This window comes from Rhodopseudomonas sp., from assembly GCF_048594845.1.
Lineage (GTDB): Bacteria > Pseudomonadota > Alphaproteobacteria > Rhizobiales > Xanthobacteraceae > Rhodopseudomonas.
In genome coordinates this window covers 22,367-45,006 of sequence record NZ_JBMDXE010000161.1, presented here as the reverse complement: position 1 = coordinate 45,006, position 22,640 = coordinate 22,367, and the positions used below count along the sequence as shown (strand labels likewise).

The following is a 22,640-nucleotide window of genomic DNA, read 5'->3' as shown; positions in this document are numbered from 1 at the left end:
ACGGCCGACGCTCAGCGCGTCAGCCGCCGCCAGCCGATCACGATGCCGCTGGCCGATATCAGCAGCCCCGCCAGTGACAGCACGATCACCACGATATCCCAAGCCGGCCGATAGGCGATCAGCGGCGGCAAGTCGAAGCTGTGCAGCGCGTTGAACAGCCACCGTCGGACCCGCGCGCTGCGATCGCTCCAGCCGATGATCTCGCCAGTGGCCGGATCGACATAGACCCAGCTCTGCGCCGGATCGTCGAAGCCGACGCGCAGCACCGGCAGCAGCCGCTGCTGATGATGCGTGTACCAATATAGATCGGGCTGATCGAGCCGCTGCTGCAACGTGAGCACCGCCCCAGGAAGCAACCGGACCGCGGCCGCGAACAGCCGATCCTCCGGCAATGCGACCGCCGCACCGCTGACCGGATCGACCACGCTCTGCGAGCCGTCGCGATGGGCCAACACCAGCAGCGGCGCGCCATCCACCCAAACGAAGCGCGCCTCGACGACGCCGGGCCGCTCGCGCGCCGGCAGCGCGACCGTGAAGGTCGGCGCATCATGACCGGCGTAGCGCTGCAGGGCTTCGCTGCGATCGCCGCGGCCGGCGAACCAGCCGAACGGATTCATCGACAGCCAGCCCGAGAACATCCAGGTCAGCACGACTACGCCGGCAACCAGTCCGACGATGTGGTGCCACGCCATCCAGCCGCGATACGGCGTGACACGTTCGCCCGCGTAACGGCGGCGCAGGCCGGAGCGGAGCAGGCCGATCCAGAGACCGCTGACCGCCGTGACCATACAGATGCCGGAAATCCAGATCACCACCTGACGCCATAGCGGCGCGTCCCGGCGCAGCACGGTGAGATAGATCCAGTGCGGAATCGCCCCGAGCCAGTTCCAGACCCGCTCATGCTGGGTGGTATCCAGCACGATCTCGCCGCTGCGTGACGACACGTAGAGTTCAGTGCCGGCGGCATCGCCGACATCGACCAAAACCAGCGGCCGGTCCGGATCGTACCGCGCCGTTACGCTCCATTGGTCGCGATCGACGGTGCCGAGCAGACGCGGAGCGACAGCCGCCGGATGATGCCGCGCGACCGCGAGCGCCTGCCCTGTGGTGATGCCGGTGATCGCGTGGCCGGTGACAGCGGAGATCGTTTGCCGCGGCCCTTTCCAGTCCAAGATCCGATACACCGGCTCGCCGTCCAGCATCGTCAGCCGCAATTCGCGCGGATAGCGCGACAGCCCGGCCGCGGCCATTGCCTGATCGGGCGACAGCGCGACGCGCGACCAGGCGAGGTCGGGGAGCGCTGCGCGGCGTTCGCTGATCGTGAAATTCGGGAAGGCGACGTACATCATCACCACGCCCGAGACGAACCAGATCCCGAACAGCACACAGGTCGCGATGCCGAGCCAGCGGTGGCCGAGATACAGCCACCGCTTCAGCCGCCGCACGGCGGAGCGCACCGTCAGAACTTCACGTTGTACGAAAGTTCGGCGGTGCGCGGCATGCCGAGCAGCCATTGCGAGGTGTTGCCCGACGTCGTGTAGACCGTGTCGAACAGATTGTAGACGCGCAGCGCGAACGTCTGCTGCGCATCGGGCTTCCACATCAACCCTGCATTGACGACATTGTAGGCCGGCCGCACCAGTGTATTGGCGTTATCGGCCCAAGTGTCGCCGACGAGCTGTACGCCGGCATTGGCCGACCAGCCCGGCGCGAATGCCCAGGTCGCCCAGATGTTGCTGACGACCTGCGGGACGTTGGCCGGTACGTTGCCGGCATAGTTCACCGCCTGGCCACCGACGACCTGAACGAAGTCGTCGTATTTGGCACGCAGCACCGCCACATTGGCATCGAGCCGCAAGGTCTCCGTGACTTTCAACCCCGCCGACGCCTCGATGCCGCGCGAGGATTGCTGACCGATCTGCAGCGGATTGGTGTTGGCGGGATTCTGCGGGTCCCGCGCCAGCAGGTTGTTCTTGACGATCTGATACGCCGCCAGCGTCCATTCGGCGCGGCCGCCTGCGAGCTGCTGCTTGACGCCGATCTCGACCTGCTTGCCGGTCGACAGCGCGAAGTCGCGGTTGACGCCGGTCATGGTGATCAGGTTGGTGACCGGGTCGACCGCTGTCGAATACTGCCCGTAGAACGCCAGATCCTTGATCGGCGTGTAGACCAGTCCGGCGCGCCAGCTCGGCGCCGAATAGGTCTTCTCGAAGCTGTTCGAGGGCGTCAGGAAGTCGGTGCGCTCCACTGTCGGATGATCCGACCGCACGCCGCCGACCAGCGACAACTGATCGGTCAGACTGAGACGGTTCTCGGCGAACAAGCCGTATTGCGTGGTCAGCGTATGGAAGCTCGGCCGCGTCGGGCTGACCGGCAGGAAGTAACCGGGGTCGAAATTATACGGCGTGACCGACGACGTGCCCGCATAAGGCGAGTTGTTGGTGTGCGTGAAGGCGATGCGGTTGACGTCGAAGCCGGCGACGAATTCGTTGGCGAGGCCGAACAGATGACCCTTGAAGGTCGCGTCGGTTCGGCTGCCGAGCTGCTCCTGATCGTGAAAGATCTCGATATAGGAGCTGCGGTTGATAATCCCGGTCGCCGGACTGTAGGCGTAGCTCTCGACATCCTTCCAGTGCCGGTGGGTGCTGAGATAATAGGTGACGTTCTTGACCGACACGCCTTCGGCGGCGTCCCATTCGGTCTTGAGCTGGGTCCAGTTGTCGCGATAGCGGATCGAGGCGTCGCCGACATTGTAGTTCTGGAAGCGCAGCGATTCGTCGAGCTGGCCATTGACCAGCGGCGTGCCGAAATAGCGTGACGGGCTGCGATCGGCGTAGTCCTCGCTGAGCGTGAAGGCGAGGTTGTCGGCGGCCTGCACCCGAATTGATCCGGACACCGCGACGTTCGAGGTTTTGTCACGATCGACCCAGCCGTCCGACATGTTGCCGATCGCGGCGAGCCGGTAACTGACATTGGGATTGATCGGCCCGGTGCTGTCGACGGCGAGCCGCCGCGTCATGTTGGTGTCGAGCGAAATCTCGGCCTCGTTGCGCGGCAGCCACGAGGGCTTCTTCGAGATCACGTTGATGGCGCCGCCGATCGCGCCCTCGCCGTACATCACCGAGGCCGGACCGCGCAGAACTTCGATGCGCTGCGCCGTCCAGGTGTCGAACGGATAGGTCATGGTGCCGGAGCCGACATACATCCTTGTGCCGTCGTACAGCGACATCACGGTGCCGTTGCCGGTGAAGCCGCGAGTGTTGAAGGCGAGGCCGCCATTGCCCGGCGCGGGGCTGGCGGTGAAACCGGTGGCGTTCTGCGTCACCGCGTCGATCACGCTGTGCTGGCCGCGTTCGGCGATGGTGTCGGCGGCAATGACTTCGACGCTGGCCGGCGTCTGCAGCGGCGTCAGATTGAGCCGGCTCGCGCTCGAGGCAGGCGTGCCGAGATTGAAGGTCGGCGGGACGGCCGTGCTGGCCGTCGCGGCCTGCGTTGGCGAAGGCGCCGGAGCAGCCGCAGGACGCGCGGCGGCACGGCGCTGGCGCGCAGATCCGGCAATGGCAGCGGCGCGCGGCTTCGACGGCCGCGCGCTCTGGCCTTCGACCACGATCGGATCGAGGCCGCGCGAGGCGGACTGGGCATGGCCGGCGACCGGCCAGATCAGGGAAACGAGTGCGACGGACGACAGCAGGCGCCGGTTGCGCCCGGCGGCGTTGAGAACAGGACTCATGATTTTGCTCGCGGCAAACGTGGCACGTCACCGCGAACGAGGTCTGGCCGCGACGCGTGACGCCGCAGTTCGACACCCATCAGGACACCCCGCCCGACGTGCTCGCGTGTGACCACGACTGACGGCAGGTCTCCTGGCTCGCGGGTCGCCGCCTTTCGCCGCCTTCCCGGGTTTGAGGCCCAGTGGCGCTTGGCGAAAGGCTCGCCGCTTACAGTTGCGGGGGCAGCTGCGGCATTGGGGTCGCAAGACCCCGCACCGCATTCCCTATTGATCCCTTGCGGGAACCGTCGCGCACTACCGTATGTGAGGGCCTCCTCGGCTGTCAACGAACCGGCAGCGATGCCTCTCCCTTCGCTTGTAGGCGTTGGGGACGAGGAGAGACAGGAGAACGCTGGTTGGCTGGCGCGAGCCGGAGGATCGCCAGCAGAGGGTCGGAGAGGAAACATAAGGAAGCCTGTTGCAAGAACCGGAGCAGGTTTATGTAACGTTATAACGTTACATAATGGAACCGCAAGCCAACTCTGCTCCCCTTCGCCTTGGAGATAACCAGCGCAAGTCTCGTCGTCGAAAGACCGATCTAAAAGTCCGACGCCCCTTTCAAAACGCCGACATGTCAATTACCGGCGCGCCGCCGCGGAGCGGTGCGCAGGGAAGCCCCCACGATGCGCCCCAAGCCTTGGACCGCGAAGGAGAAATCCGAGAAATCCCGATCGTCATTGTTATTTCGTGATTTTTGCGTATATTGCGTCGCAACGCGTGCAAGTGCCCGGCCCCTGATCGGCCGGGCCTGTTTTTTGGAATTGCCCCACGCGTTTCAGACATAGGCAGACTGCGGCGCGCCTCCGGCGCCTCCGCTGGTGTGCCTGCAATCGCGCTGACGATTGGCAACCGGCCGCAGGACCCGACAGAGACAACATGAACCTCCGAAACATCGCCATTATCGCCCACGTCGACCACGGCAAGACGACCCTCGTCGACAAGCTGCTGCAGCAGTCCGGCACCTATCGCGACAACCAGCGCCAGGTCGAACGGGCGATGGACTCCAACGATCTCGAGCGTGAGCGCGGCATCACCATTCTGGCCAAGTGCACCTCGGTGCAGTGGGAAGACACCCAGATCAACATCGTCGACACCCCCGGCCACGCCGACTTCGGCGGCGAGGTCGAGCGCATCCTGTCGATGGTCGACGGCGTGATCGTGCTGGTCGACGCCGCTGAAGGCCCGATGCCGCAGACCAAATTCGTGGTCGGCAAGGCGCTCAAGCTCGGCCTCAAGCCGATCGTCGCCATCAACAAGGTCGACCGCTCCGACGCCCGCGTCACTGAAGTGGTCAACGAGGTGTTCGACCTGTTCGCCGCGCTCGATGCCACTGACGAGCAGCTCGACTTCCCGATCCTGTACGGCTCGGGCAAGAACGGCTGGATGTCGGACAAGCCGGACGGCGATTCCAGCGAAGGCATGAAGCCGCTGTTCGAGCTGGTGCTAAAGCATGTGCATCCGCCGGTCGTCGAAGACGGCCCGTTCCGGCTGCTCGGCACCATCCTGGAAGCCAACCCCTATCTCGGCCGCATCATCACCGGCCGCATCGCCTCCGGCACGTTGAAGCCGAACCAGGCCGTCAAGGTGCTGTCGCGCGACGGCAAGTTGGTCGAGCAAGGCCGCATCACCAAGATCCTGGCCTTCCGCGGCCTCGAGCGCGTGCCGCTCGACTTCGCCGAAGCCGGCGACATCGTCGCGATCGCGGGCCTGACCAAGGGCACCGTCGCCGACACCTTCTGCGATCCGGCCGTCGATACCGCGATCCAGGCGCAGGCGATCGATCCGCCGACCGTGTCGATGTCGTTCATCGTCAACAACTCGCCGCTCGCCGGCACCGAAGGCGACAAGGTCACCAGCCGCCTGATCCGCGACCGCCTGATGCGTGAAGCCGAAGGCAACGTCGCGCTGCGCGTCGTCGAATCCGCCGACAAGGACGCGATGGAAGTGTCGGGCCGCGGCGAATTGCAGCTCGCGATCCTGATCGAGAACATGCGCCGCGAGGGTTTCGAGCTCAGCGTGTCGCGTCCGCGCGTGGTGCTGACCCGCGACGAGAACGGCCAGCTGCTGGAGCCGGTCGAGGAAGTCGTGATCGACGTCGACGAGGAGTTCTCCGGCGTCGTCGTTCAGAAGATGAGCGAGCGCAAGGCCGAGATGATCGAGATGCGGCCCTCGGGCGGCAACCGTCTGCGCTTGGTGTTCTACGCGCCGACCCGCGGCCTGATCGGTTACCAGGGCGAACTGATGACCGACACCAAGGGCACGGCCATCATGAACCGGCTGTTCCACAACTACCTGCCGTATCGCGGCGAGATCCAGGGCCGCCGCAACGGCGTCTTGATCTCCAACGATCAGGGCGAGGCGGTCGCCTACGCGATGTTCAAGCTGGAAGACCGCGGCCCGATGATGATCGAGCCCGGCTGGAAGGTCTACAAGGGCATGATCGTCGGCGAGCACACCCGCGACAACGATCTCGAGATCAATGTCCTCAAGGGCAAGCAGCTTACCAACATCCGCACCACCTCGAAGGACGAAGCGGTGCGCCTGACGCCGCCGATCCGGATGACGCTGGAAAAGGCGCTGGCCTATATCGAAGACGACGAGCTGGTCGAGATCACGCCAAAGTCGATCCGGCTGCGCAAGCGCCTGCTCGATCCCAACGAGCGCAAGCGCGCCGAGAAGAGCAAGCAGGCGGTCGCCTAATCGCCAGCAATCCGAACGGCTCTCACCGCCTCAATGCCCGGCCACGTGCCGGGCATTGTCGTTTCCGGAACGCGTGACGACATCCTGGTGCCGTGATGCGCATGATAGAGTTGGCCCGTTATGCCTGAGCAGAGTTTCCCTTCCACCATCGATGTCGCCATCATCGGCGCCGGCGCCGCCGGGCTGGGCGCAGCCCGCGCGTTGGAAGGCTCGGGCCTGTCGGTGATCGTGCTGGAAGCGCGCGACCGGATCGGCGGCCGCGCCTACACCAGGCAGGTGACGCCCGAGATCGCCTTCGACGTCGGCTGCGGCTGGCTGCATTCGGCGGACGAGAACTCCTTCGTTGGCATCGCCCAGCAACTCGGCATCGGCATCGACAAGACGCATCCGCCGTGGGGCGAAGCGAGCTTCGGCGACGTATTTCCAAAACGCGAGCGCGCCGCCTTCAGCAAGGCGATCGATACCTTCTACGACCGGGTCTGGCGCGCGTCGAAGAAGAATCCGGACGCTCCCGCTGCGACTCTCCTCAAGCCGGGCGACCCGTGGAATCCGATGATCGACGCGGTCTCGACCTACGTGAACGGCGCCGAACTCGATCGCGTCTCGATCCACGATCTCGAAGCTTATCGCGACACCGGCATTAACTGGCGCATCCGCGATGGCTACGGCTCGCTGGTCGCGGCCTATGGCGCGGCCTGCCCGGTGATCCTGAACTGCGCAGTCGAACTGATCGACCACCGCGGCCTGAACGTCAAACTCACGACGACCAAAGGGACGCTCACCGCCGGCAAAGTAATCGTCACGGTGCCGACGAATTTGATCGCCGACGAGGCGGTCCGGTTCATGCCCGAACTACCCACCAAGATCGAGGCCGCGCGCAACCTGCCGCTCGGTGTCGACGACAAGGTGATGCTGAAGCTGTCGGACCCGAACGGCTTTCCCGCCGACGGCAATTTGCGTGCGGCGACGATGCGCACCGCGATGGGCACCTATCACTTACGTCCGTTCGGCAATGATTGCATCGAAGGCTTCTTCGGCGGCCGCTTCGCGCGGGAGCTGGAGGACGCCGGGGACGGCGCATTTGCGGCGCAGGCAATCGACGAGATCGCGGCATTGCTCGGCAACGACATCCGCCGCAAGCTGACGCCGCTGGCGGAATCGCGCTGGGCGCACGATCCGTTCGCACGCGGCGCTTACTCCCACGCGCTGCCCGGCCATGCCGGTGCCCGCGCGGTACTTGCTACAGCGGTGGACGGCCGGCTGTTCTTCGCCGGCGAGGCGACATCGCCGCAATTCTTCTCCACGGCTCACGGCGCTCGCGATTCGGGGGAACGCGCTGCGCGCGAAGTGCTCGGGCAGACCGCTTCGTCGTAGCGCCCGCCGGCTTTCCGGACGGACGTTGCAACGCAAACTCGCTGGTGCGCCGGCGATCTGTCCAATTTCGGAACAGATACGTACCGTGTGGTGCAGAAAGTCCACATGTTAACCGATAATTAAGGTTGGACCTTGAAGCCGCGCCCCTGACTTGCTTTGATCGGCGTCATGAGCACAACGCTGATCGAGGTTCGGCCGGCCAGGGCTGCGGACGCTTCCGCGGTCGCCGCCACCCATGACGAAGCCTGGCGGTCCGCCTATCAGGGGATCATCCCCGGGGCCGAGCTGGAAAAGCTGATCAATCGCCGTGGTCCGACCTGGTGGGACTCGGCGATCCGCAAGGGCAGCCGGGTCAGCGTGCTGTGCTTCGGCGACAAGGTCGCCGGCTATGCCAATTACGGCCGCAACCGAGCCCGCAGCCTGCACTTCGACGGCGAGATCTACGAACTGTATCTGCGCCCCGAATTTCAGGGCCTGGGCTTCGGCAGCCGGCTGTTCTCCGCCGCGCGCCGCGATCTGGTGCAGAGCGGCCTCAAGAGCATGGTGATCTGGGCGCTGTCCGAGAACGAGCCCGCGACCGAATTCTATCGCGCGCTGGGCGGCCGGATGGTGGCGCGCTCGTCGGAGCGGTTCGGCGAGAAGTCGCTCGACAAAGTTGCGTTCGCCTGGAGCAACTGACGCTATTTTGGCACCGCGCCGCTGACGTTTGCGCTGGCGAACGGCTCGGGCTCGGGCTATTCGGGATGCCCCTGTAATCTTATCACCCGGAGTACCCGATGCGTCTCGACGCAATTCCCGTCGGCGTCAACCCGCCTCATGATGTCAACGTGATCATCGAGGTCCCCGTCGGCGGCGAACCGATCAAATACGAAATGGATAAGGACGCCGGCACCCTGGTGGTGGATCGGTTTCTTTATACCGCCATGCGCTATCCGGGAAATTACGGCTTCATTCCGCACACGCTGTCGGACGACGGCGACCCCTGCGACGTGCTGGTTGCCAACACCCGCGGCATTGTGCCTGGCGCCATGATGAGCGTGCGCCCCGTCGGCGTGCTGTTCATGAGCGACGAGGCCGGCCACGACGAGAAGATCATCGCGGTGCCGTCGTCGAAGCTGACCCAGCGCTACGATCGCATCAAGACCTATTCGGACCTGCCCGAGATCACGCTGCACCAGATCCAGCACTTCTTCGAGCACTACAAGGACCTCGAGCCCGGCAAATGGGTGAAGGTGCTGCGCTGGGGCGGCGCCGAGGACGCGCACAAGCTGATCCTCGAGGGCATCGAGCGCGCGAACGCTGCGAAGGCGAAGAAAGCCTGAAGCCCCTGCGGCGGCCACCAGGGAGACTGCGATGCGCCGTCTGCTGAAATGGGTCCGCAACATCGTGGTGATCGCGCTGGTCGCGGTCACCGGCCTTGCAGCCGTGTTGGCGTACAACGCCTACCGGCAGCCCTCGCGCCAGATCGCGGTCGAGGCCGTGCCGCCGATCGCGATCGACGAATCCGGCGCGGCGCAGCGGCTTGCCGAAGCGATCCGCTTCCAGACGATCTCCAACTTTCTCAATCCCGAGCAGGACGCCGAAGCGCTGCGTGGGCTACAGGCCCACATCCAGGCAAGCTTCCCGGCGCTGCACGCCGCCGCGCAGCGTGAGGTCGTCAACGGCAAGAGCCTGCTCTACACGTGGCAGGGCTCCGATCCTGCCGCCAAGCCGATTGCACTACTGGCGCACCAGGATGTCGTGCCGATCGCGCCGCGCACCGAACAGGATTGGGAGCACAAGCCGTTCGACGGCGTGATCGCCGACGGCTTTGTCTGGGGCCGCGGCTCGTGGGACGACAAGGGCAACCTCTACGCCATGCTCGAAGCCGCCGAGCTGATGGCCAAGCAGGGCTTCCGGCCGAAGCGCACGATCTATTTCGCGTTCGGCCATGACGAGGAAGTTTCCGGACTGCGCGGCGCACGGCAGATCGCCCAACTGCTCGCGTCCCGCGGCGTGCGACTCGACTTCGTGCTCGATGAGGGCCTGCTGATCACCGACGGCGTGATGAAGGGTCTCGATCAGCCGGCCGCGCTGATCGGCGTCGCCGAGAAAGGCTATGCCACGCTGGTGCTGACCGCGCGCGGCACGCCCGGCCATTCGTCGATGCCGCCGCGCGACACGGCGATCGGCATGCTGGCGGCCGGGCTGACGCATCTCGAGGACAACCGGCTGCCGATGCGGATTCGCGGCTCGGTGGCTGAAATGTTCGACACGCTGGCGCCGGAGATGCGCGGCCTCAACCGCGTGGTGCTGTCGAATCTGTGGCTGTTCCGGCCGCTGCTGCTGCGCGAATTCGCCAAGAGCGGCGCCACCGCCGCGATGGTGCAGACCTCGACGGCGCTGACCGTGTTCAACGCCGGCGACAAGGACAACGTGCTACCCGGCGTCGCAGAAGCCAGCGTCAATTTCCGCCTGCTACCCGGCGACACCCAGGTCAGCATCACCGATCACGTCCGCACCAGCGTCGCCGACGACAAGATCGAGATCAAGCCGTTCGACGGCAATTTCGACCCGCCGCCGGTGACCGGCACCGCCGGCGCGGCCTATGCGACGCTCAACCGCACCATCCGCGAGGTCTTCCCCGATGTCATCGTCGCGCCGGGCCTGATGATCGCCGCGACGGACTCACGGCACTATGCGGACATCGCCGATAACATCTTCCGGTTCTCGCCGGTCCGCGCCACGTCGGAAGACCTCAAGCGCTTCCACGGCACCAACGAGCGCCTCAGCATCAAGAACTACGCGGACATGATCCGGTTCTACGTCCGGCTGATGCAGGCGACGGCGGGCTGAACCTGACATCGTCGATTACCGCCGTGGCAGACTATTATACGAGTCGTCATGGCCGGGCTTGACCCGGCCATCCATCTTCTTCGTGAAATGAGTTCTTTCGCGCGCGTCCGCGCGCGATGGATACGCGGGTCAAGCCCGCGTATGACGGCGGGGAGGCAGCCGTGTAAGCCGCGACCGTCACGCCCGCTTACACAGCCGGCTTCGGCAATCCATGGATCGCGCTGGCGGCGCGGACAGTGTTGACCAGGAGGCACGCCACCGTCATCAGCCCGACGCCGCCGGGGACCGGCGTAATGGCGCCGGCGATTTCCTTCGCTTCGTTGAACGCGACGTCGCCGAGCAGCTTGTCCTTGCCGCCATCCGGGGACGGCGTGCGGTTAATGCCGACGTCGATCACGGTGGCGCCCGGCTTGATCCAGTCCCCCTTCACCATCTCGGCCTTGCCAACCGCGGCGAACACCAAATCGGCCTGACGGCACAGCGCCGGCAGATCGCGCGAGCGCGAATGCGCGATCGTCACGGTGGCGTTCTCGTTGAGCAGCAGCTGCACCAGCGGCTTGCCGACCAGATTGGAGCGACCGATCACGATGGCATTCATGCCCTCGAGCGAATTGTGCACCTGCTTGGCCATGATGATGCAGCCCAGCGGCGTGCACGGCGTCAGCGCGAACAGGCCCGAGGCGAGCCGGCCCGCATTGGTCGGGTTGAGGCCGTCGACATCCTTGGCCGGATCGATCGCGTCGATCACCGCGGTGGAATCGAGCCCCTTGGGCAGCGGCAATTGCACCAGGATGCCGTGCACCGCCGGATCAGCGTTGAGCTTGCCGATCAGCGCCAGCAGTTCGTCCTGCGGCACGTCGGCCGGCAGCCGGTGCTCGAACGACGCCATCCCGGCTTCCTGTGTCTGCTTGTGCTTGGAGCGGACATAGACCTCCGAGGCCGGATCGCTGCCGACCAGCACCACCGCGAGACCCGGCGTGATGCCGTGATCGGTCTTGATCCGTGCGACCTCGGCGGCCACGCGGGCCCGAAGATCGGCTGAGATGATTTTTCCGTCGATGATCCGGGCAGTCATGTGGTCCCCTCCGAGTCGAAACAAAAAGCCTCTCCGGCCGGAGAGGCGAATGCCTTGCGCCCTCGAGGGCCTCCCGTTCGATCGGCTCAGTCGGGCTTTGCTGCCGTCAGTTGGCGCAGCGCCTCGCCGAGCTTCTTCGGATCGCCGTCGACCGCGATCTGTTTTTGCCGGGACGTCGCCCCCGACAACAACCGGACGTCACGCTTGGCGACACCAAGCGATTTGGCCAGCAGTTCAATCACCGCCCGGTTGGCCTCGCCGCCATCGGCGATCGCCCGGACCCGGACCTTCACGACGCTGCGGCCGTCCGACAGCGTCTCGACCCCGTCGATGTCGTCCCGGCCGCCCCGCGGCGTGACCCGCACCGCCACGGCCACACCCTGAGCAGAATACCGCCAAGCCTCCGCCATGGAAACTCCGAGGCCGTTCGGCCGCGGCTCAGAACACCGCGGGGTAGATGTAATAGGTGATCACCCGCTGCAGGAACATGATGATCAGGATGAGGATGATCGGCGAGATGTCGAGACCGCCGAGCGACGGCAGCAGATTCCGGATCGGCGCCAGCAGCGGCTCTGTGATCCGGTAAAGGAATTCCGACACCGCCGAGACGAACTGGTTGCGGGTGTTCACGACGTTGAAGGCGATCAGCCAGGACAGAATCGCCGAGGCGATCAGCAGCCAGATGTACAGATCGAGAATGATGAGGATGATGTCGAGAATGGCGCGCATGACGGGGAAAAGCTCGCGGGTTCGAACGCGGAAGGGCTGTGCCGTAAATATCGGTTCGCTCACGCCCAAACAAGGGAACTCAAGGCAATAAAGCCCAATGACAATGACGTGTCGGAAGCTGCCGCACGTCCTTGACTTGGCGTTCGTCGGCACTGTAAATGGCGGCGTTCGCTGATCGGTGCCCCGCGCACCGACCGCGGAGGGGCCATAGCTCAGCTGGGAGAGCGCGTCGTTCGCAATGACGAGGTCGGCGGTTCGATCCCGCCTGGCTCCACCAGCCTTCGCTGGCTTTGCCAGCTTCGGCTCGGCAAGCCGATCGTTCGCGAAGGCTGCCGCGACGTAGCCCGCAGGGCGAAGACGGGCCGCTAACCGGCCTCGCGCAGCAACAATCCCAGCACCGACGCCCCCAAAACTTCAGACTTAAGCACCTTCCTCTCGTCATGGCCGAGCTTGTCCCGCCTGCGGGCCGAAGCCCCTTCGGCGCGGCGAAGGCCCGGCCATCCACGCCTTTACTGAGGTCAACCGGTGGAAGGCGTAGATGCCCGGAACAAGTCCGGGCATGATGTGTGGTGTTGTCGATGCCCGATTTCGAGCACCGACCTCGTCGCGTCTCTCATGCACTCTTGAACTGCGGCGGACGCTTTTCGACGAAGCTGGCGACGCCTTCCTTGAAGTCGTCGCTGGCGAGCGACAGCGTCATCTCGCGATTGGCCTCGATGGTCGCTTCGGCAAGAGTCTGGAACGGCACCTCGTAGAGCTGACGCTTGATCACCCGCATCGAGGCCGGCGCAACGTTGTCGGCGAGATCGCGCGCATAGGCGTAGGTGTGCTCGCGCAGTTGATCGGCCGGGTACAGCCGATTGACCAGCCCCATCCGCAGCGCCTCGTCGGCCGACACGCGCCGGGCCGACAGCAACAGGTCAAGCGCATTGGCGTGACCGACGATGCGCGGCAGCATCCAGGAAATGCCGTGCTCGGCGATCAGCCCGCGTCGCGCGAAGGCCGTGGTGAACACCGCAGTGTCGGCGGCGAACCGGACGTCGCAATACAGCGCGTGCACCAGGCCGATACCGGCGGTGGCGCCGTTGAGCATGCCGATGATCGGCTTGCCGATTGATGGATAGAACGCATAGCGCGTCTGCCAGTCCGGCCGGCGATTCATGTCGAACGCCGGCAGCGCCGAGGCGCGGCGGATGTCGGCCGGGTCGATCTTCTGCAGCACCTCCATGTCGGCGCCGGCGCAGAAGCCGCGGCCCGCACCGGTCAGCACGATCACCCGCACCTCGCTGTCCGCTGCGGCGCTCTCCATCGCCTCTCGCACCTCCCGCTCCATCACCGGCGTCCAGGCGTTCATCCGGTCCGGCCGATTCAGCGTGATGGTGGCGATCCGATCCGCGACCTCGTAGAGGATGTGCTCAGTGCTCATCGGCGTGTCTCCCTTTCTTGCTTTTGTTGCGCCCTTGATCGGGCCGTCTTGATGAAGTCGTTGGAGCTGATCAGCCGCGGCGCGAGCCTTTCGGACGCGCCAGATAGGCTTTGGTTTCCGGCCGCTCCTGCAGCCAGCCGGACCAGCGCCCGAATACTTTGGCCATGCGCTCCGGCGCGACGCCGAGCTGCTGCATGGCCACGCCGCCATTGACGGACTCGCGATACTCGGCGATCAGGCCGTCGCGCAGCACGAAGCGGCTCATGCCGTCGATCACCACACGGCGACCGGCGAAATCCGGAATGGTCGAGGTGAAGCTCGACAGCGACCAGGCGTAGCCCTGCGTGCCGTCGCAGACCGGATCGAACATCTCCCAGCGATAATCAGTCGCGTCGCGGTGAAACAGGCCCTGCATCATCTGGGCGATATCGGCGCGGCCGGTGTGCGGGCCGTAGATGTAGTCGTGATACACCGCGTCTTCGGTGAAATGCGCCGCGAAGCGGGCGCCGTCGCCGGATTCGGCCGAGCGGGTGAACTCTTCCAACAGCCGCGCGAAGTCCTCGCTGGTCATGCCGCCTCCCCTGCTGCGCCGGTCATGGTGCCGACGCTTGCGTGAAGACTAGAGCAGATCAGGCGTGTATTGAAAGGATCAGCTCAGCGCTGGCGCTGCTGGTAGGCGCCGGCCGCGGCGAGGATGAAGCCGCGCGGGAAAAACCGGAGCAGGAACGGCACGATCTTGACGCCGAGGCCCGGCAGCACCAGCCGCTTGTTGTTCATCAGGCCCTGATAGCCTTGGCGGGCGACTTCTTCCGGGGACACGTTGAGAACGGCCGAATCGAAGCCAGGCTCGAAGCCGGCACGAATCTGGAACTCGGTGGGAACCGGGCCCGGACAGATTGCGGTGACCCGCACGCCCTTCTTGCCGAGCTCCTGATGCAGCGCCTCCGACAGCGACAGCACATAAGCCTTGGAGGCGTAATACACCGCCATTCCGGGACCCGGCAGAAAGCTGGCGATCGACGCGACGTTGAGGATGCCGCCGCGCAGCTTGGCGACGCTGTCGGCGAAGCGCAGCGACAGATCGGTGAGCGCCCTCACATTGACGTCGATGATCCCGAGCTGGTCGCAACGGTCCATCTCGGCCGCCCGGCCGAATAATCCGTAGCCGGCATTGTTGACCAGATACTCGACCTCGACCCCCGCCTCGGCGAGCCGGGCAACGATCTCGTCGACGCTCTCGGGCAGCGCCAGATCGCAGGCGATGATGATCGGTTCCGGGCCGCCCCTGGCCTTGATCTCGGCCGCCAGCGTTTCCAGCCGGTCGGCCCGCCGGGCCACCAGCGCGACCCGATGGGCATTCGCCGCGAAGATCCGCGCCAGTTCCGCACCGATACCGGCCGATGCGCCCGTAATCAAAGTCACCCGTTCAGTCACGTTCAGAACTCTTGCATAGGAGGCCGCACGGCCACCGGATCATTGCTAGGCCTTAGGCAAGATGCAAGCAGCGTGCAAGGCTGTTCGCTGCGACTGTCGCTTATTCCGGGGGCACGCCGCAACGAAGTCCGAGCAATCAGCGCCAGTTCGGGCGAACATGACAATTCGGTAATAAGTAGCGATCACGAGAGGCCGGCTTAGCTAGCCGGATCGGTCTCGACTTGCTGCGCAGCGACCTGACGCTTCAGGTTGATACGATCGCGCGAGGATACCGCGAGCAAATCCGCGGCGCGCCAAACGACGTTCTCCTCGAACTCGGTGACGTTGCCGTCGGCAAACACCAGCTCCCACATCATCTCGATGATGCGTAGCCGGCCTTCCTCATTCACCGACCGCATGATCACGCTGGTGAAGTGGTAAAGGTCGACGGCTTCGCCTTCCACCAGCATGGCGGATTCGATCAACCGGCTGGCCGTCGCAGCGTCGAGGTTGAAGCGGGTCTCCAGTAGCGAATGCAACTTGCGCCGCTCGACATCGGATGGCTCGCCATCGAGCGAGATGACATGAATCAGCAGCGCAGTTGCGGCGAGGCGATAGCCGCCGTCGTCGAAATTCAGTTCGTCGGGCGCGGTCGGCGAAACCACGTCGGAAATGAATTGGCGCAGTTTGTCCAGCATCGTTCTCGAACTTTCGCAGGGGGGACGAGACTAGGCTCGTTCTATGACGTGGAATCGTAACGTCGGCAATCCGGGGCGGTTCCGCTGTTCAAGATGACACTTTGTCAATGTCGCCAATGCGTTAAGGAATCTCATAGACCAGAACCTTGTCGGCAATGCCGCGTAGCGCCGCATGCTTCTCGATCGGCGCGATCGCCTGCTCGTCGAGAATCCTGGTCACCGCCGGTGCGTCGATCACCGCGCCGGTGAGGTGGATCGCCTGCGTGGTGGCAAGGCCCAGCACACGCGCGGCGACGTTGACGGTCTGACCGAAGTAATCCTGGCGGTCGTTGAGCATCACCGCCAGGCACGGCCCTTCATGGATACCGATCTTCACCACCAGATCCTTGGTGCCGCGCTCCTCGTTGAGTGCATCCATTGCCTTGCGCATCCGCAGCGCCGCGGCGAGCGCGTGCTCGGGGCGATTGAACGTCGCCATCACGGCGTCGCCGATGGTCTTCACCACCGCGCCTTTCTCGGTGGCGATGATCTCCAGCAGCGCCCGGAAATGCGCCCGCACCAGATCGAACGCCGCCAGGTCCCCGACGCGCTGATACAAGGCGGTCGAACCCTTGAGGTCGGTGAACAGGAACGTCAGCGAGGTGATCTTCAGCCGCTGATCGGCGGTGAGGTTGTCCGCCTTGAACACGTCGCGGAAGGTCTGGTTGGTCAGCATACGCTTGGCGGTGAGGATCGGCTTGCGTTTGCCGAGCAGCGTATGCAGCGCGTCGGCCGCGACCCACACGGCCGGCAGCACCCGCGTCTCGGCATTGTTGGTCAGCGTCAGCTTCAGCGGACCGGGCTGCAACGACAGCGTCGGCGTCAGCGCATGGCTGCGGTCGTAGCTCAGCGAGACCGACCGTACCTCGTCGGTGCGCTCGCCGGCGACGTCGATGAACTGCGCCGCATGAGTGACGGGCTCGAACACGATGATGAATTCAGCCGGCAGCTCGAGCGACAATTCCAGCGTTTGGCCGGGTGCGAGTTCAGCGGCAGCGAGCGTGTCCTGATCCGACAACCGCGCCAGCACCTGCTCGTCGATCTCGATGCCGGAGCTCCAGTACACCTGCCGTGTGTAGTCCCACATCGGCAGCTTGTCGGGATCATGCGCGCCGATCCGGCGCACCGAGGGATGTACCGTGAAGGCAGCTTCGACCTGGTCGTCGAGCGAGGCCTCGTAGCCCTTGGCGCACAGCGCGCAGATGTATTCCTCGTGGCGCAGCGCCTTGAGCGAGGGATGGCTGTCGAGCACGCCGCTGCAGCCCGGGCACAGCACGTTCCAGCTCATGTCGAACAGGCCGAGCTGGGCGGCGTGCAGGAAGCCGGAGATCACTTTCTCTTCGTCCAGCCCGGTGCGGCCGGCGAACTCAAGAACATTGATGCGGTTAAGATCGTGGTCGGCGCCATCGGCGATCAGTCCGGCGATAGCATCGACGACACGCGGATCAGTGGTCTGGCGCAGCACGGCCAAAAGGGGGCGGAGGTCGGTCATGAGCCTCATCTAGGTGGCGTCCGGCCCGCGGCCAAATGACGCCTGCTTGATCAGCGGCGGGTGAGCCGGAACGCCGGCGAGCGGTCCGGCTGGGTGGTGACGACGCCGATCGGCATCACCGGCTCGCGATCGATCAGTTCGACCCGGAAGGCGGAGACGATGCGGGCCAGCGCCAGCGTTGCCTCCACCAGCGCGAAATGCGCCCCGATGCAGACCCGCGGCCCGACGCCGAACGGCAGATAGGCCATGCGGTCGGGCGGCGTCGCGCCGGGCAGGAAACGCGCCGGCATGAAGGCATTCGGATTGTCCCACAGTTTCTCGTGCCGGTGCAGCAACCACGGTGCGATCAGGATGACGTCGTGCTTGCGGATCGGCTCGCCGGCCACCGTATCGGGGCCGGCTGCGGCGCGGGCGATCAGGAACGCCGGCGGATACAACCGCAGCGTCTCGTCCAGCACCGCGCGGGTGAACGGCAGCTTGTCGAGCGAGTCGGTTGGACCGGCAGCGCGGGCTTCGTCGGCGACGTCGTTCTGCGTATCGGGATCGAGCGCCAGCATGTAAAGCGCCCAGAACAGCGCGGTCGCAGTGGTCTCGTGGCCGGCCAGGATCATGGTGGCGACCTGATCGCCGAGCTGATCGTCGGAGAACGCCTCGCCAGTCTCGGGATCGCGCGCCGCCAGCATCAGGTCGAACAGATCGCGCGGCGGCGCATCGTCGCTCTTGCCGGCGGCGCGCCGCGCGGCGATCAGTTCGCGCACGAACTTCGTCCAGCGCCGGCGGAAGAAGGCGCGCGAAATATCCTGCGGGCTCGGCCAACTCAATGGCAGCAGCAGGTCGAGGAAGCGCGGGCTCGCCAGCTTCATGCCGTATTCGATGACGAAGTCGCGCAGCTGCTGGCCGTGCTGGCCCATTCCGAACGAGAACATCGTCCGGCCTGCGATCTCCAACGCCAGCCGCTGCATGGCTTCGCGCAGATCGACCGGCGCCCCGACGCCGCGTTCGAATTCGGCGATCATCTCCTCGGTGGCCGACACCATATGCGGCACCAGCGTGCCGACCGCGCGCGGTGTGAACGCCGGGGCCAGCGAGCGGCGCTGATGCTTCCAGGCGCGGCCTTCGGCGAGTAGCAGGCCTTCGCCGAGGATCGGCCGCAGCACGCGGATGCCCGCCGCCGTGCGAGTGTAGTTCTCGTAATTGTCGATCAGGACGTGCCGGATGTCGTCCGGCCGGTTGAGGATGTAGCTGGCGTGATTGAAGAAACGTCCCTTGATGACGTCGTCTTCGTAGGCACGCTGGCCCCAGCTGGCGATCGCGTTGTGGCGGATCGCGGCGAGCCGGCCGAGGGCGGTCATCCCCTCCGGCGCGCGCGGCGGCGTCGGCGGCACCAGCGGCGCGCGATCAGCGAGATCGTAGGACTCGGCAAGGCTCACGGCGCACTCCTGAGGTTCGGTTCCGCCCTGCCAATGAAAGTAAGGAGCAATCCGGGCATCGGAAAGGCCGTCGGGGTCGCAGCCTCACCCCGTCAGTTCGGCCACCGTGATGCGGTTTTCGGCCAGCGGCCACGCCCGCGCGACGATCCGCTCCTCGTTGAACAGACCGGCCACCGCGCGGCCGACTTCGGCGGCCGGAACGGTTACGGTGCTCACCGAGTCGGTCGGCACGCCGATCTTGATATCGGTCGGCTGTTTTCCGTCGAGCAACACGACGTCGCGCGGCAGGCCGAAGTAACCGCGCGGCCGCGACAGGATCACCACGGCGCCAGCGTCGCTTGCAGGTGCAGCCGCCGGCTTGGCGGCGCGCAGATGCACGACGTCCGACGAGCGCGGAAACGGCGAACGATAGATGTGGGTGGTGAGTTCGCCGGGCTGGCTCAACACGAATTCCAGCGACCACGGCGGCTGGCTGTCGACCGGCCCCCAGCGCCCGTCCGGACCGCTGCGGCCATCATACAACGCAGCGCCGATGCGCTCGCCGCTATCCGGCGCGACCCGGTAGACCTCGACCCGCGCGCCCTGCACCGGCCGGTTAGTCGGCACACCGCCGGGCGTAGCGGTGACGAGGCCGCTGAGTTGCACCGCCTCCTCGGGCGTGATCGCAATCACACTCGGCTCGCGGCCGGCGATGAACTTATAGATCTCGCGGAAGGCGCGCGGGTGGAAGGCGAGTTCGCGATGGTCGAGCGTGCCCAGCACCAGATTGGTCGCGCCGCGCAGCTCCGGCCCCTCCGCGGTCACCCCGGTCGGCGTGCCCGGCTTGCCGAGAAACCGTCCGTCCGGCTGGGCGTATTTGTCCTGACCGTCGCTGCGGAGCGTCAGGAAAGCGACGCCGGGCGTCACTTCGCTGTCGCCCTGATTGAGTCCGCTCAAGAACGGCCCCTTGCCGTTGAACTCGTTGCCGAGGCCGGCGTCCCAGGCGAACACGCCGTGGTTCGGCGTGCCGCACAGCACCGCATGGCTGACATCGCCAGCGCCGCCGGCCTTGATGTAGCTGCGCACCGCGTTGCCGCCGCGTGAGCTGGCCACGAGTGCCAACTTGTCGGCACCGGTGCGCCGCTTGAGATCGGCAATCGCGGCGCCGAGTTCGCGGCGCTGATCCTCGGTCGAGGAATGATCCGGCTGGGCCACCGTGTCGTCGTTGCGCGCCAGCGGATCCGTGAAGTTCAGCGCGGCCAGCCGGGCGCGGGGAATGCCGTTGGATTCCATCCGCCAGATCTGGGTCAGCCATAGGGCGGCGTGATCGCCATTGCCGTGCACGAACAGGATCGGCGGGACTTTGATGTCCGTGTTCGACTCGGCCGCGGTTTGCGCCAGCGCGCGCAGCGGCGGTGTGCCGATCAGCAGCGGCAGAGCGCCGAGCGACTTCAAGATGGTACGCCTGGTGGTCGACACGGCATCCTCCCGGGATTTTTACGAAGCGTAGCAGGCGCTTGGCCTGGTTCAAGCGGCCGTTTGGCACTGGACAGGTCCAACCGTTCGCAGGCATCAGTGCACCGATCCGCGGCCGGGCATGGTCAGGATAGCGTCCGAAGGGAAGGCCTTGATGACGGAGAAGTCGAAGCGTGGCGCATTTTCGCCGGGCGGCGTGGCGGCTCCGCTGCGTTATGCGCTGTTCCGGCGGATCTGGCTGGCCAGCCTGCTGTCGAACCTCGGCCTGATGATCAACGGCGTCGGCGCCGCCTGGGCGATGACCCAGATGACCTCCTCGGCCGACAAGGTGGCGCTGGTGCAGACCGCGCTGATGCTGCCGATCATGCTGGTGGCGATGCCGGCGGGCGCCATCGCCGACATGTATGACCGCCGCCGCGTGGCGCTGCTGTCGCTGACGCTCGGCCTCGCCGGCGCCATCGCGCTGTCGGTGCTGGCGCATTTCAAGCTGGTGACGCCGGAGATCCTGCTCGGCTTCTGTTTCGTCATCGGCATGGGCATGGCGCTGTTCGGCCCGGCCTGGCAGGCTTCGGTGTCCGAGCAGGTGCCGCCCGACGCGCTGCCGGCCGCGGTGGCGCTGAACGGCATCAGCTACAACATCGCCCGCAGCTTCGGCCCCGCTGTGGGCGGCATCATCGTGGCGGCCGCCGGAGCGGTCGCGGCATTCGCGGCGAACGCAGTGTTGTATCTGCCGCTGCTCGTGGTGCTGTTCCTGTGGCGGCGCGTCAGCGAGCCGCCGCGGCTGCCGCCGGAGCGGCTCAACCGCGCCATCGTATCGGGCGTTCGCTACATCGCCAATTCGCCGTCGATCCGGATCGTGCTGACGCGGACGCTGATCACCGGCATCGCCGGCTCCTCGGTGCTGGCGCTGATGCCGCTCGTCGTGCGCGACGTGCTCAAGAGCGGCGCCGAAACCTACGGCATCCTGCTCGGCGCTTTCGGCGTCGGCGCGGTGCTGGGTGCGCTCAATGTCGGCTCTGCGCGTGAAAAGCTCGGCAGTGAAGGCTCGATCCGCGCCTGCACGCTTGTCATGGGTGTGGCCCTGGCGGTGATCGCAATGAGCCACTCGGCGCTGCTGACCGCGGCCGCATTGGTGGTCGCCGGCGCGGTATGGATGCTGGCGATCGCGCTGTTCAACATCGGCGTGCAATTGTCGGCGCCGCGCTGGGTCGCGGGGCGGTCGCTGGCGGCATTCCAGGCGTCGATCGCCGGCGGCGTGGCGATCGGCAGCTGGCTGTGGGGCCACGTCGCCGACCTGGCCGGCGTCGAGCTCTCGATGCTGATTTCGGCCGCTACCATGCTGGTGTCGACGCTGCTCGGCCTGTTCCTGCGAATGCCGTCGGTCGGCACCCAGATCGCCGATGCCGACCTGCTGGCCGATCCAGAGGTCAAGCTCGCGGTGACGCCGCGCAGCGGACCGGTGGTGATCGAGATCGAGTACCGGATTTCCGCCGAGGATGCCCGCAGCTTCTATGGTGTAATGCAGCAGGTGCAACTGAGCCGGCAGCGCAACGGCGCCTATGACTGGTCGATCGCCCGCGACATCGGCGATCCGGAGCTGTGGACCGAGCGCTACCACTGCCCGACCTGGCTGGACTATCTGCGCCAGCGCAACCGTTCGACCCAGGACGACCGCGCGCTTCACCAGCGGGCGATGGCGTTTCACCGTGGGCCGGAGGAAATCCGCGTCCGCCGGATGCTGGAGCGGCCGTTCGGCTCGGTGCGGTGGAAGGAAGAATCGCCGGATCGCGCGACCGCGACAGAAGTGCTGCCGGTCGCCGGCGTCAGCGGCGGCTCCACCTGAGGGACTTACTGTCCGTGGTCGGTGAGCACCTTTGCGCAGGTCTTGCTGAGCCGCGCGCGGTTCTTCTGCAGGCAGCCGAGAATAACGCCGTCACCCTGGTCCATCACGGCGCGGCAGAACCGCGAAACATCGCGGCCGCAACCCGGATCGGGCCGGCCGGATTGCGCATGGGCCGCCGAGGCCAGCAACAACAGGGAAACGACTGAAGCAACGACTTTCAACATCGAGCGAGTTCCGCGGTCAGAATTGATGAAGCGGTTAGCAAGTCATTAGCCGCGCTGTTTGTTCCGACGTGCCGGCCACCGCGCAGAGCGGATTCGGTCCAGCCGGATCGTTCCGAATAGTTCACCGTCGCGCGGTCA

Annotated in this window: 19 protein-coding genes, 1 tRNA gene and 1 riboswitch; of the genes, 7 read left to right on the top strand and 13 right to left on the bottom strand. The window is 65.7% G+C overall.

From position 1 onward, the window contains the following. Positions 1–11 precede the first annotated feature (11 nt). Both ACOJTD_RS10135 and ACOJTD_RS10130 read right to left on the bottom strand, forming a co-directional pair. The gene (locus ACOJTD_RS10135) at positions 12–1,457 is read right to left on the bottom strand and encodes a PepSY domain-containing protein (RefSeq protein WP_420132791.1); all 1,446 of its coding nucleotides are present in this window, start codon (positions 1,455–1,457) and stop codon (positions 12–14) included. A 2-nt stretch (positions 1,458–1,459) separates the two neighbouring features. Further along, on the bottom strand, positions 1,460–3,730 hold the full coding sequence (locus tag ACOJTD_RS10130) for a TonB-dependent receptor (protein WP_420132790.1): 2,271 nt from the start codon (positions 3,728–3,730) through the stop codon (positions 1,460–1,462). Positions 3,731–3,835: 105 nt separating this feature from the next. Further along, positions 3,836–4,034, bottom strand: a riboswitch (cobalamin riboswitch). A gap of 611 nt (positions 4,035–4,645) precedes the next feature. Between ACOJTD_RS10130 and typA the strand changes: the two genes are divergently transcribed. The 5 genes from typA (at position 4,646) to ACOJTD_RS10105 (ending at position 10,678) form a co-directional block, all read left to right on the top strand. Further along, positions 4,646–6,469 carry a translational GTPase TypA gene (typA, locus tag ACOJTD_RS10125; RefSeq protein ID WP_420132789.1) on the top strand — a complete coding sequence of 608 codons (1,824 nt, stop codon included), beginning with the start codon at positions 4,646–4,648 and terminating at the stop codon, positions 6,467–6,469. Between the two features lie 120 nt (positions 6,470–6,589). Further along, positions 6,590–7,843, top strand: coding sequence for a flavin monoamine oxidase family protein (locus tag ACOJTD_RS10120; protein WP_420132788.1), 1,254 nt, complete (start codon positions 6,590–6,592; stop codon positions 7,841–7,843). 168 nt (positions 7,844–8,011) lie between these two features. After that, on the top strand, positions 8,012–8,521 hold the full coding sequence (locus tag ACOJTD_RS10115; RefSeq protein WP_420132787.1) for a GNAT family N-acetyltransferase: 510 nt from the start codon (positions 8,012–8,014) through the stop codon (positions 8,519–8,521). 98 nt (positions 8,522–8,619) lie between these two features. Further along, positions 8,620–9,165 carry an inorganic diphosphatase gene (gene ppa / locus ACOJTD_RS10110; protein WP_420132786.1) on the top strand — a complete coding sequence of 182 codons (546 nt, stop codon included), beginning with the start codon at positions 8,620–8,622 and terminating at the stop codon, positions 9,163–9,165. 31 nt (positions 9,166–9,196) lie between these two features. Beyond that, positions 9,197–10,678: a M20 family peptidase gene (locus ACOJTD_RS10105; RefSeq protein ID WP_420132785.1), complete on the top strand. Its 1,482-nt coding sequence runs from the start codon at positions 9,197–9,199 to the stop codon at positions 10,676–10,678. A 187-nt stretch (positions 10,679–10,865) separates the two neighbouring features. Here ACOJTD_RS10105 and folD read toward each other — a convergent pair whose 3' ends face one another. The 3 genes from folD to ACOJTD_RS10090 form a co-directional block, all read right to left on the bottom strand. Beyond that, positions 10,866–11,753 carry a bifunctional methylenetetrahydrofolate dehydrogenase/methenyltetrahydrofolate cyclohydrolase FolD gene (gene folD / locus ACOJTD_RS10100; RefSeq protein ID WP_420132784.1) on the bottom strand — a complete coding sequence of 296 codons (888 nt, stop codon included), beginning with the start codon at positions 11,751–11,753 and terminating at the stop codon, positions 10,866–10,868. Between the two features lie 86 nt (positions 11,754–11,839). Next, positions 11,840–12,163 carry a DUF167 domain-containing protein gene (locus ACOJTD_RS10095; protein WP_054163026.1) on the bottom strand — a complete coding sequence of 108 codons (324 nt, stop codon included), beginning with the start codon at positions 12,161–12,163 and terminating at the stop codon, positions 11,840–11,842. 28 nt (positions 12,164–12,191) lie between these two features. Next, positions 12,192–12,482, bottom strand: coding sequence for a YggT family protein (locus tag ACOJTD_RS10090; protein ID WP_054163027.1), 291 nt, complete (start codon positions 12,480–12,482; stop codon positions 12,192–12,194). A gap of 201 nt (positions 12,483–12,683) precedes the next feature. Here ACOJTD_RS10090 and ACOJTD_RS10085 point away from each other — a divergent pair. After that, positions 12,684–12,759 (top strand) — tRNA-Ala (locus tag ACOJTD_RS10085). 336 nt (positions 12,760–13,095) lie between these two features. On the opposite strand, the gene ACOJTD_RS10080 is transcribed toward ACOJTD_RS10085, so the two are convergent. From ACOJTD_RS10080 to ACOJTD_RS10050, 7 genes are all read right to left on the bottom strand, one after another. Beyond that, positions 13,096–13,908, bottom strand: coding sequence for an enoyl-CoA hydratase (locus tag ACOJTD_RS10080; protein WP_420132783.1), 813 nt, complete (start codon positions 13,906–13,908; stop codon positions 13,096–13,098). Positions 13,909–13,978: 70 nt separating this feature from the next. Next, positions 13,979–14,479, bottom strand: a complete 501-nt coding sequence (locus ACOJTD_RS10075; protein WP_420132782.1) for a nuclear transport factor 2 family protein — start codon at positions 14,477–14,479, stop codon at positions 13,979–13,981. 83 nt (positions 14,480–14,562) lie between these two features. Then, entirely contained in the window at positions 14,563–15,342 is a 780-nt protein-coding gene (locus tag ACOJTD_RS10070) for an SDR family NAD(P)-dependent oxidoreductase (protein ID WP_420132781.1), read from the bottom strand. A gap of 197 nt (positions 15,343–15,539) precedes the next feature. Then, positions 15,540–16,019, bottom strand: coding sequence for a TerB family tellurite resistance protein (locus tag ACOJTD_RS10065; protein ID WP_378387126.1), 480 nt, complete (start codon positions 16,017–16,019; stop codon positions 15,540–15,542). 121 nt (positions 16,020–16,140) lie between these two features. After that, complete coding sequence (locus ACOJTD_RS10060) at positions 16,141–17,550, bottom strand: adenylate/guanylate cyclase domain-containing protein (RefSeq protein ID WP_420132780.1); 1,410 nt, start codon at positions 17,548–17,550, stop codon at positions 16,141–16,143. A gap of 50 nt (positions 17,551–17,600) precedes the next feature. Continuing rightward, entirely contained in the window at positions 17,601–18,980 is a 1,380-nt protein-coding gene (locus ACOJTD_RS10055) for a cytochrome P450 (RefSeq protein WP_420132779.1), read from the bottom strand. Between the two features lie 84 nt (positions 18,981–19,064). Beyond that, the gene (locus tag ACOJTD_RS10050) at positions 19,065–20,438 is read right to left on the bottom strand and encodes a hydrolase (RefSeq protein WP_420132778.1); all 1,374 of its coding nucleotides are present in this window, start codon (positions 20,436–20,438) and stop codon (positions 19,065–19,067) included. A gap of 151 nt (positions 20,439–20,589) precedes the next feature. Here ACOJTD_RS10050 and ACOJTD_RS10045 point away from each other — a divergent pair, with 151 nt between their 5' ends. After that, positions 20,590–22,278 carry an MFS transporter gene (locus tag ACOJTD_RS10045; protein ID WP_420132777.1) on the top strand — a complete coding sequence of 563 codons (1,689 nt, stop codon included), beginning with the start codon at positions 20,590–20,592 and terminating at the stop codon, positions 22,276–22,278. Positions 22,279–22,283: 5 nt separating this feature from the next. On the opposite strand, the gene ACOJTD_RS10040 is transcribed toward ACOJTD_RS10045, so the two are convergent. Then, complete coding sequence (locus ACOJTD_RS10040; RefSeq protein ID WP_420132776.1) at positions 22,284–22,502, bottom strand: hypothetical protein; 219 nt, start codon at positions 22,500–22,502, stop codon at positions 22,284–22,286. Positions 22,503–22,640: the final 138 nt, after the last annotated feature.

Coding starts and splice junctions, on each gene's coding strand:
- ACOJTD_RS10090 (WP_054163027.1), bottom strand. CDS start 12,482: ATGCGCGCCATTCTCGACATCATCCTCATCATTCTCGATCTGTACATC.
- ppa (WP_420132786.1), top strand. CDS start 8,620: ATGCGTCTCGACGCAATTCCCGTCGGCGTCAACCCGCCTCATGATGTC.
- ACOJTD_RS10095 (WP_054163026.1), bottom strand. CDS start 12,163: ATGGCGGAGGCTTGGCGGTATTCTGCTCAGGGTGTGGCCGTGGCGGTG.
- ACOJTD_RS10120 (WP_420132788.1), top strand. CDS start 6,590: ATGCCTGAGCAGAGTTTCCCTTCCACCATCGATGTCGCCATCATCGGC.
- ACOJTD_RS10080 (WP_420132783.1), bottom strand. CDS start 13,908: ATGAGCACTGAGCACATCCTCTACGAGGTCGCGGATCGGATCGCCACC.
- ACOJTD_RS10040 (WP_420132776.1), bottom strand. CDS start 22,502: ATGTTGAAAGTCGTTGCTTCAGTCGTTTCCCTGTTGTTGCTGGCCTCG.
- ACOJTD_RS10115 (WP_420132787.1), top strand. CDS start 8,012: ATGAGCACAACGCTGATCGAGGTTCGGCCGGCCAGGGCTGCGGACGCT.
- folD (WP_420132784.1), bottom strand. CDS start 11,753: ATGACTGCCCGGATCATCGACGGAAAAATCATCTCAGCCGATCTTCGG.
- ACOJTD_RS10130 (WP_420132790.1), bottom strand. CDS start 3,730: ATGAGTCCTGTTCTCAACGCCGCCGGGCGCAACCGGCGCCTGCTGTCG.
- ACOJTD_RS10060 (WP_420132780.1), bottom strand. CDS start 17,550: ATGACCGACCTCCGCCCCCTTTTGGCCGTGCTGCGCCAGACCACTGAT.
- typA (WP_420132789.1), top strand. CDS start 4,646: ATGAACCTCCGAAACATCGCCATTATCGCCCACGTCGACCACGGCAAG.
- ACOJTD_RS10105 (WP_420132785.1), top strand. CDS start 9,197: ATGCGCCGTCTGCTGAAATGGGTCCGCAACATCGTGGTGATCGCGCTG.
- ACOJTD_RS10065 (WP_378387126.1), bottom strand. CDS start 16,019: ATGCTGGACAAACTGCGCCAATTCATTTCCGACGTGGTTTCGCCGACC.
- ACOJTD_RS10045 (WP_420132777.1), top strand. CDS start 20,590: ATGACGGAGAAGTCGAAGCGTGGCGCATTTTCGCCGGGCGGCGTGGCG.
- ACOJTD_RS10075 (WP_420132782.1), bottom strand. CDS start 14,479: ATGACCAGCGAGGACTTCGCGCGGCTGTTGGAAGAGTTCACCCGCTCG.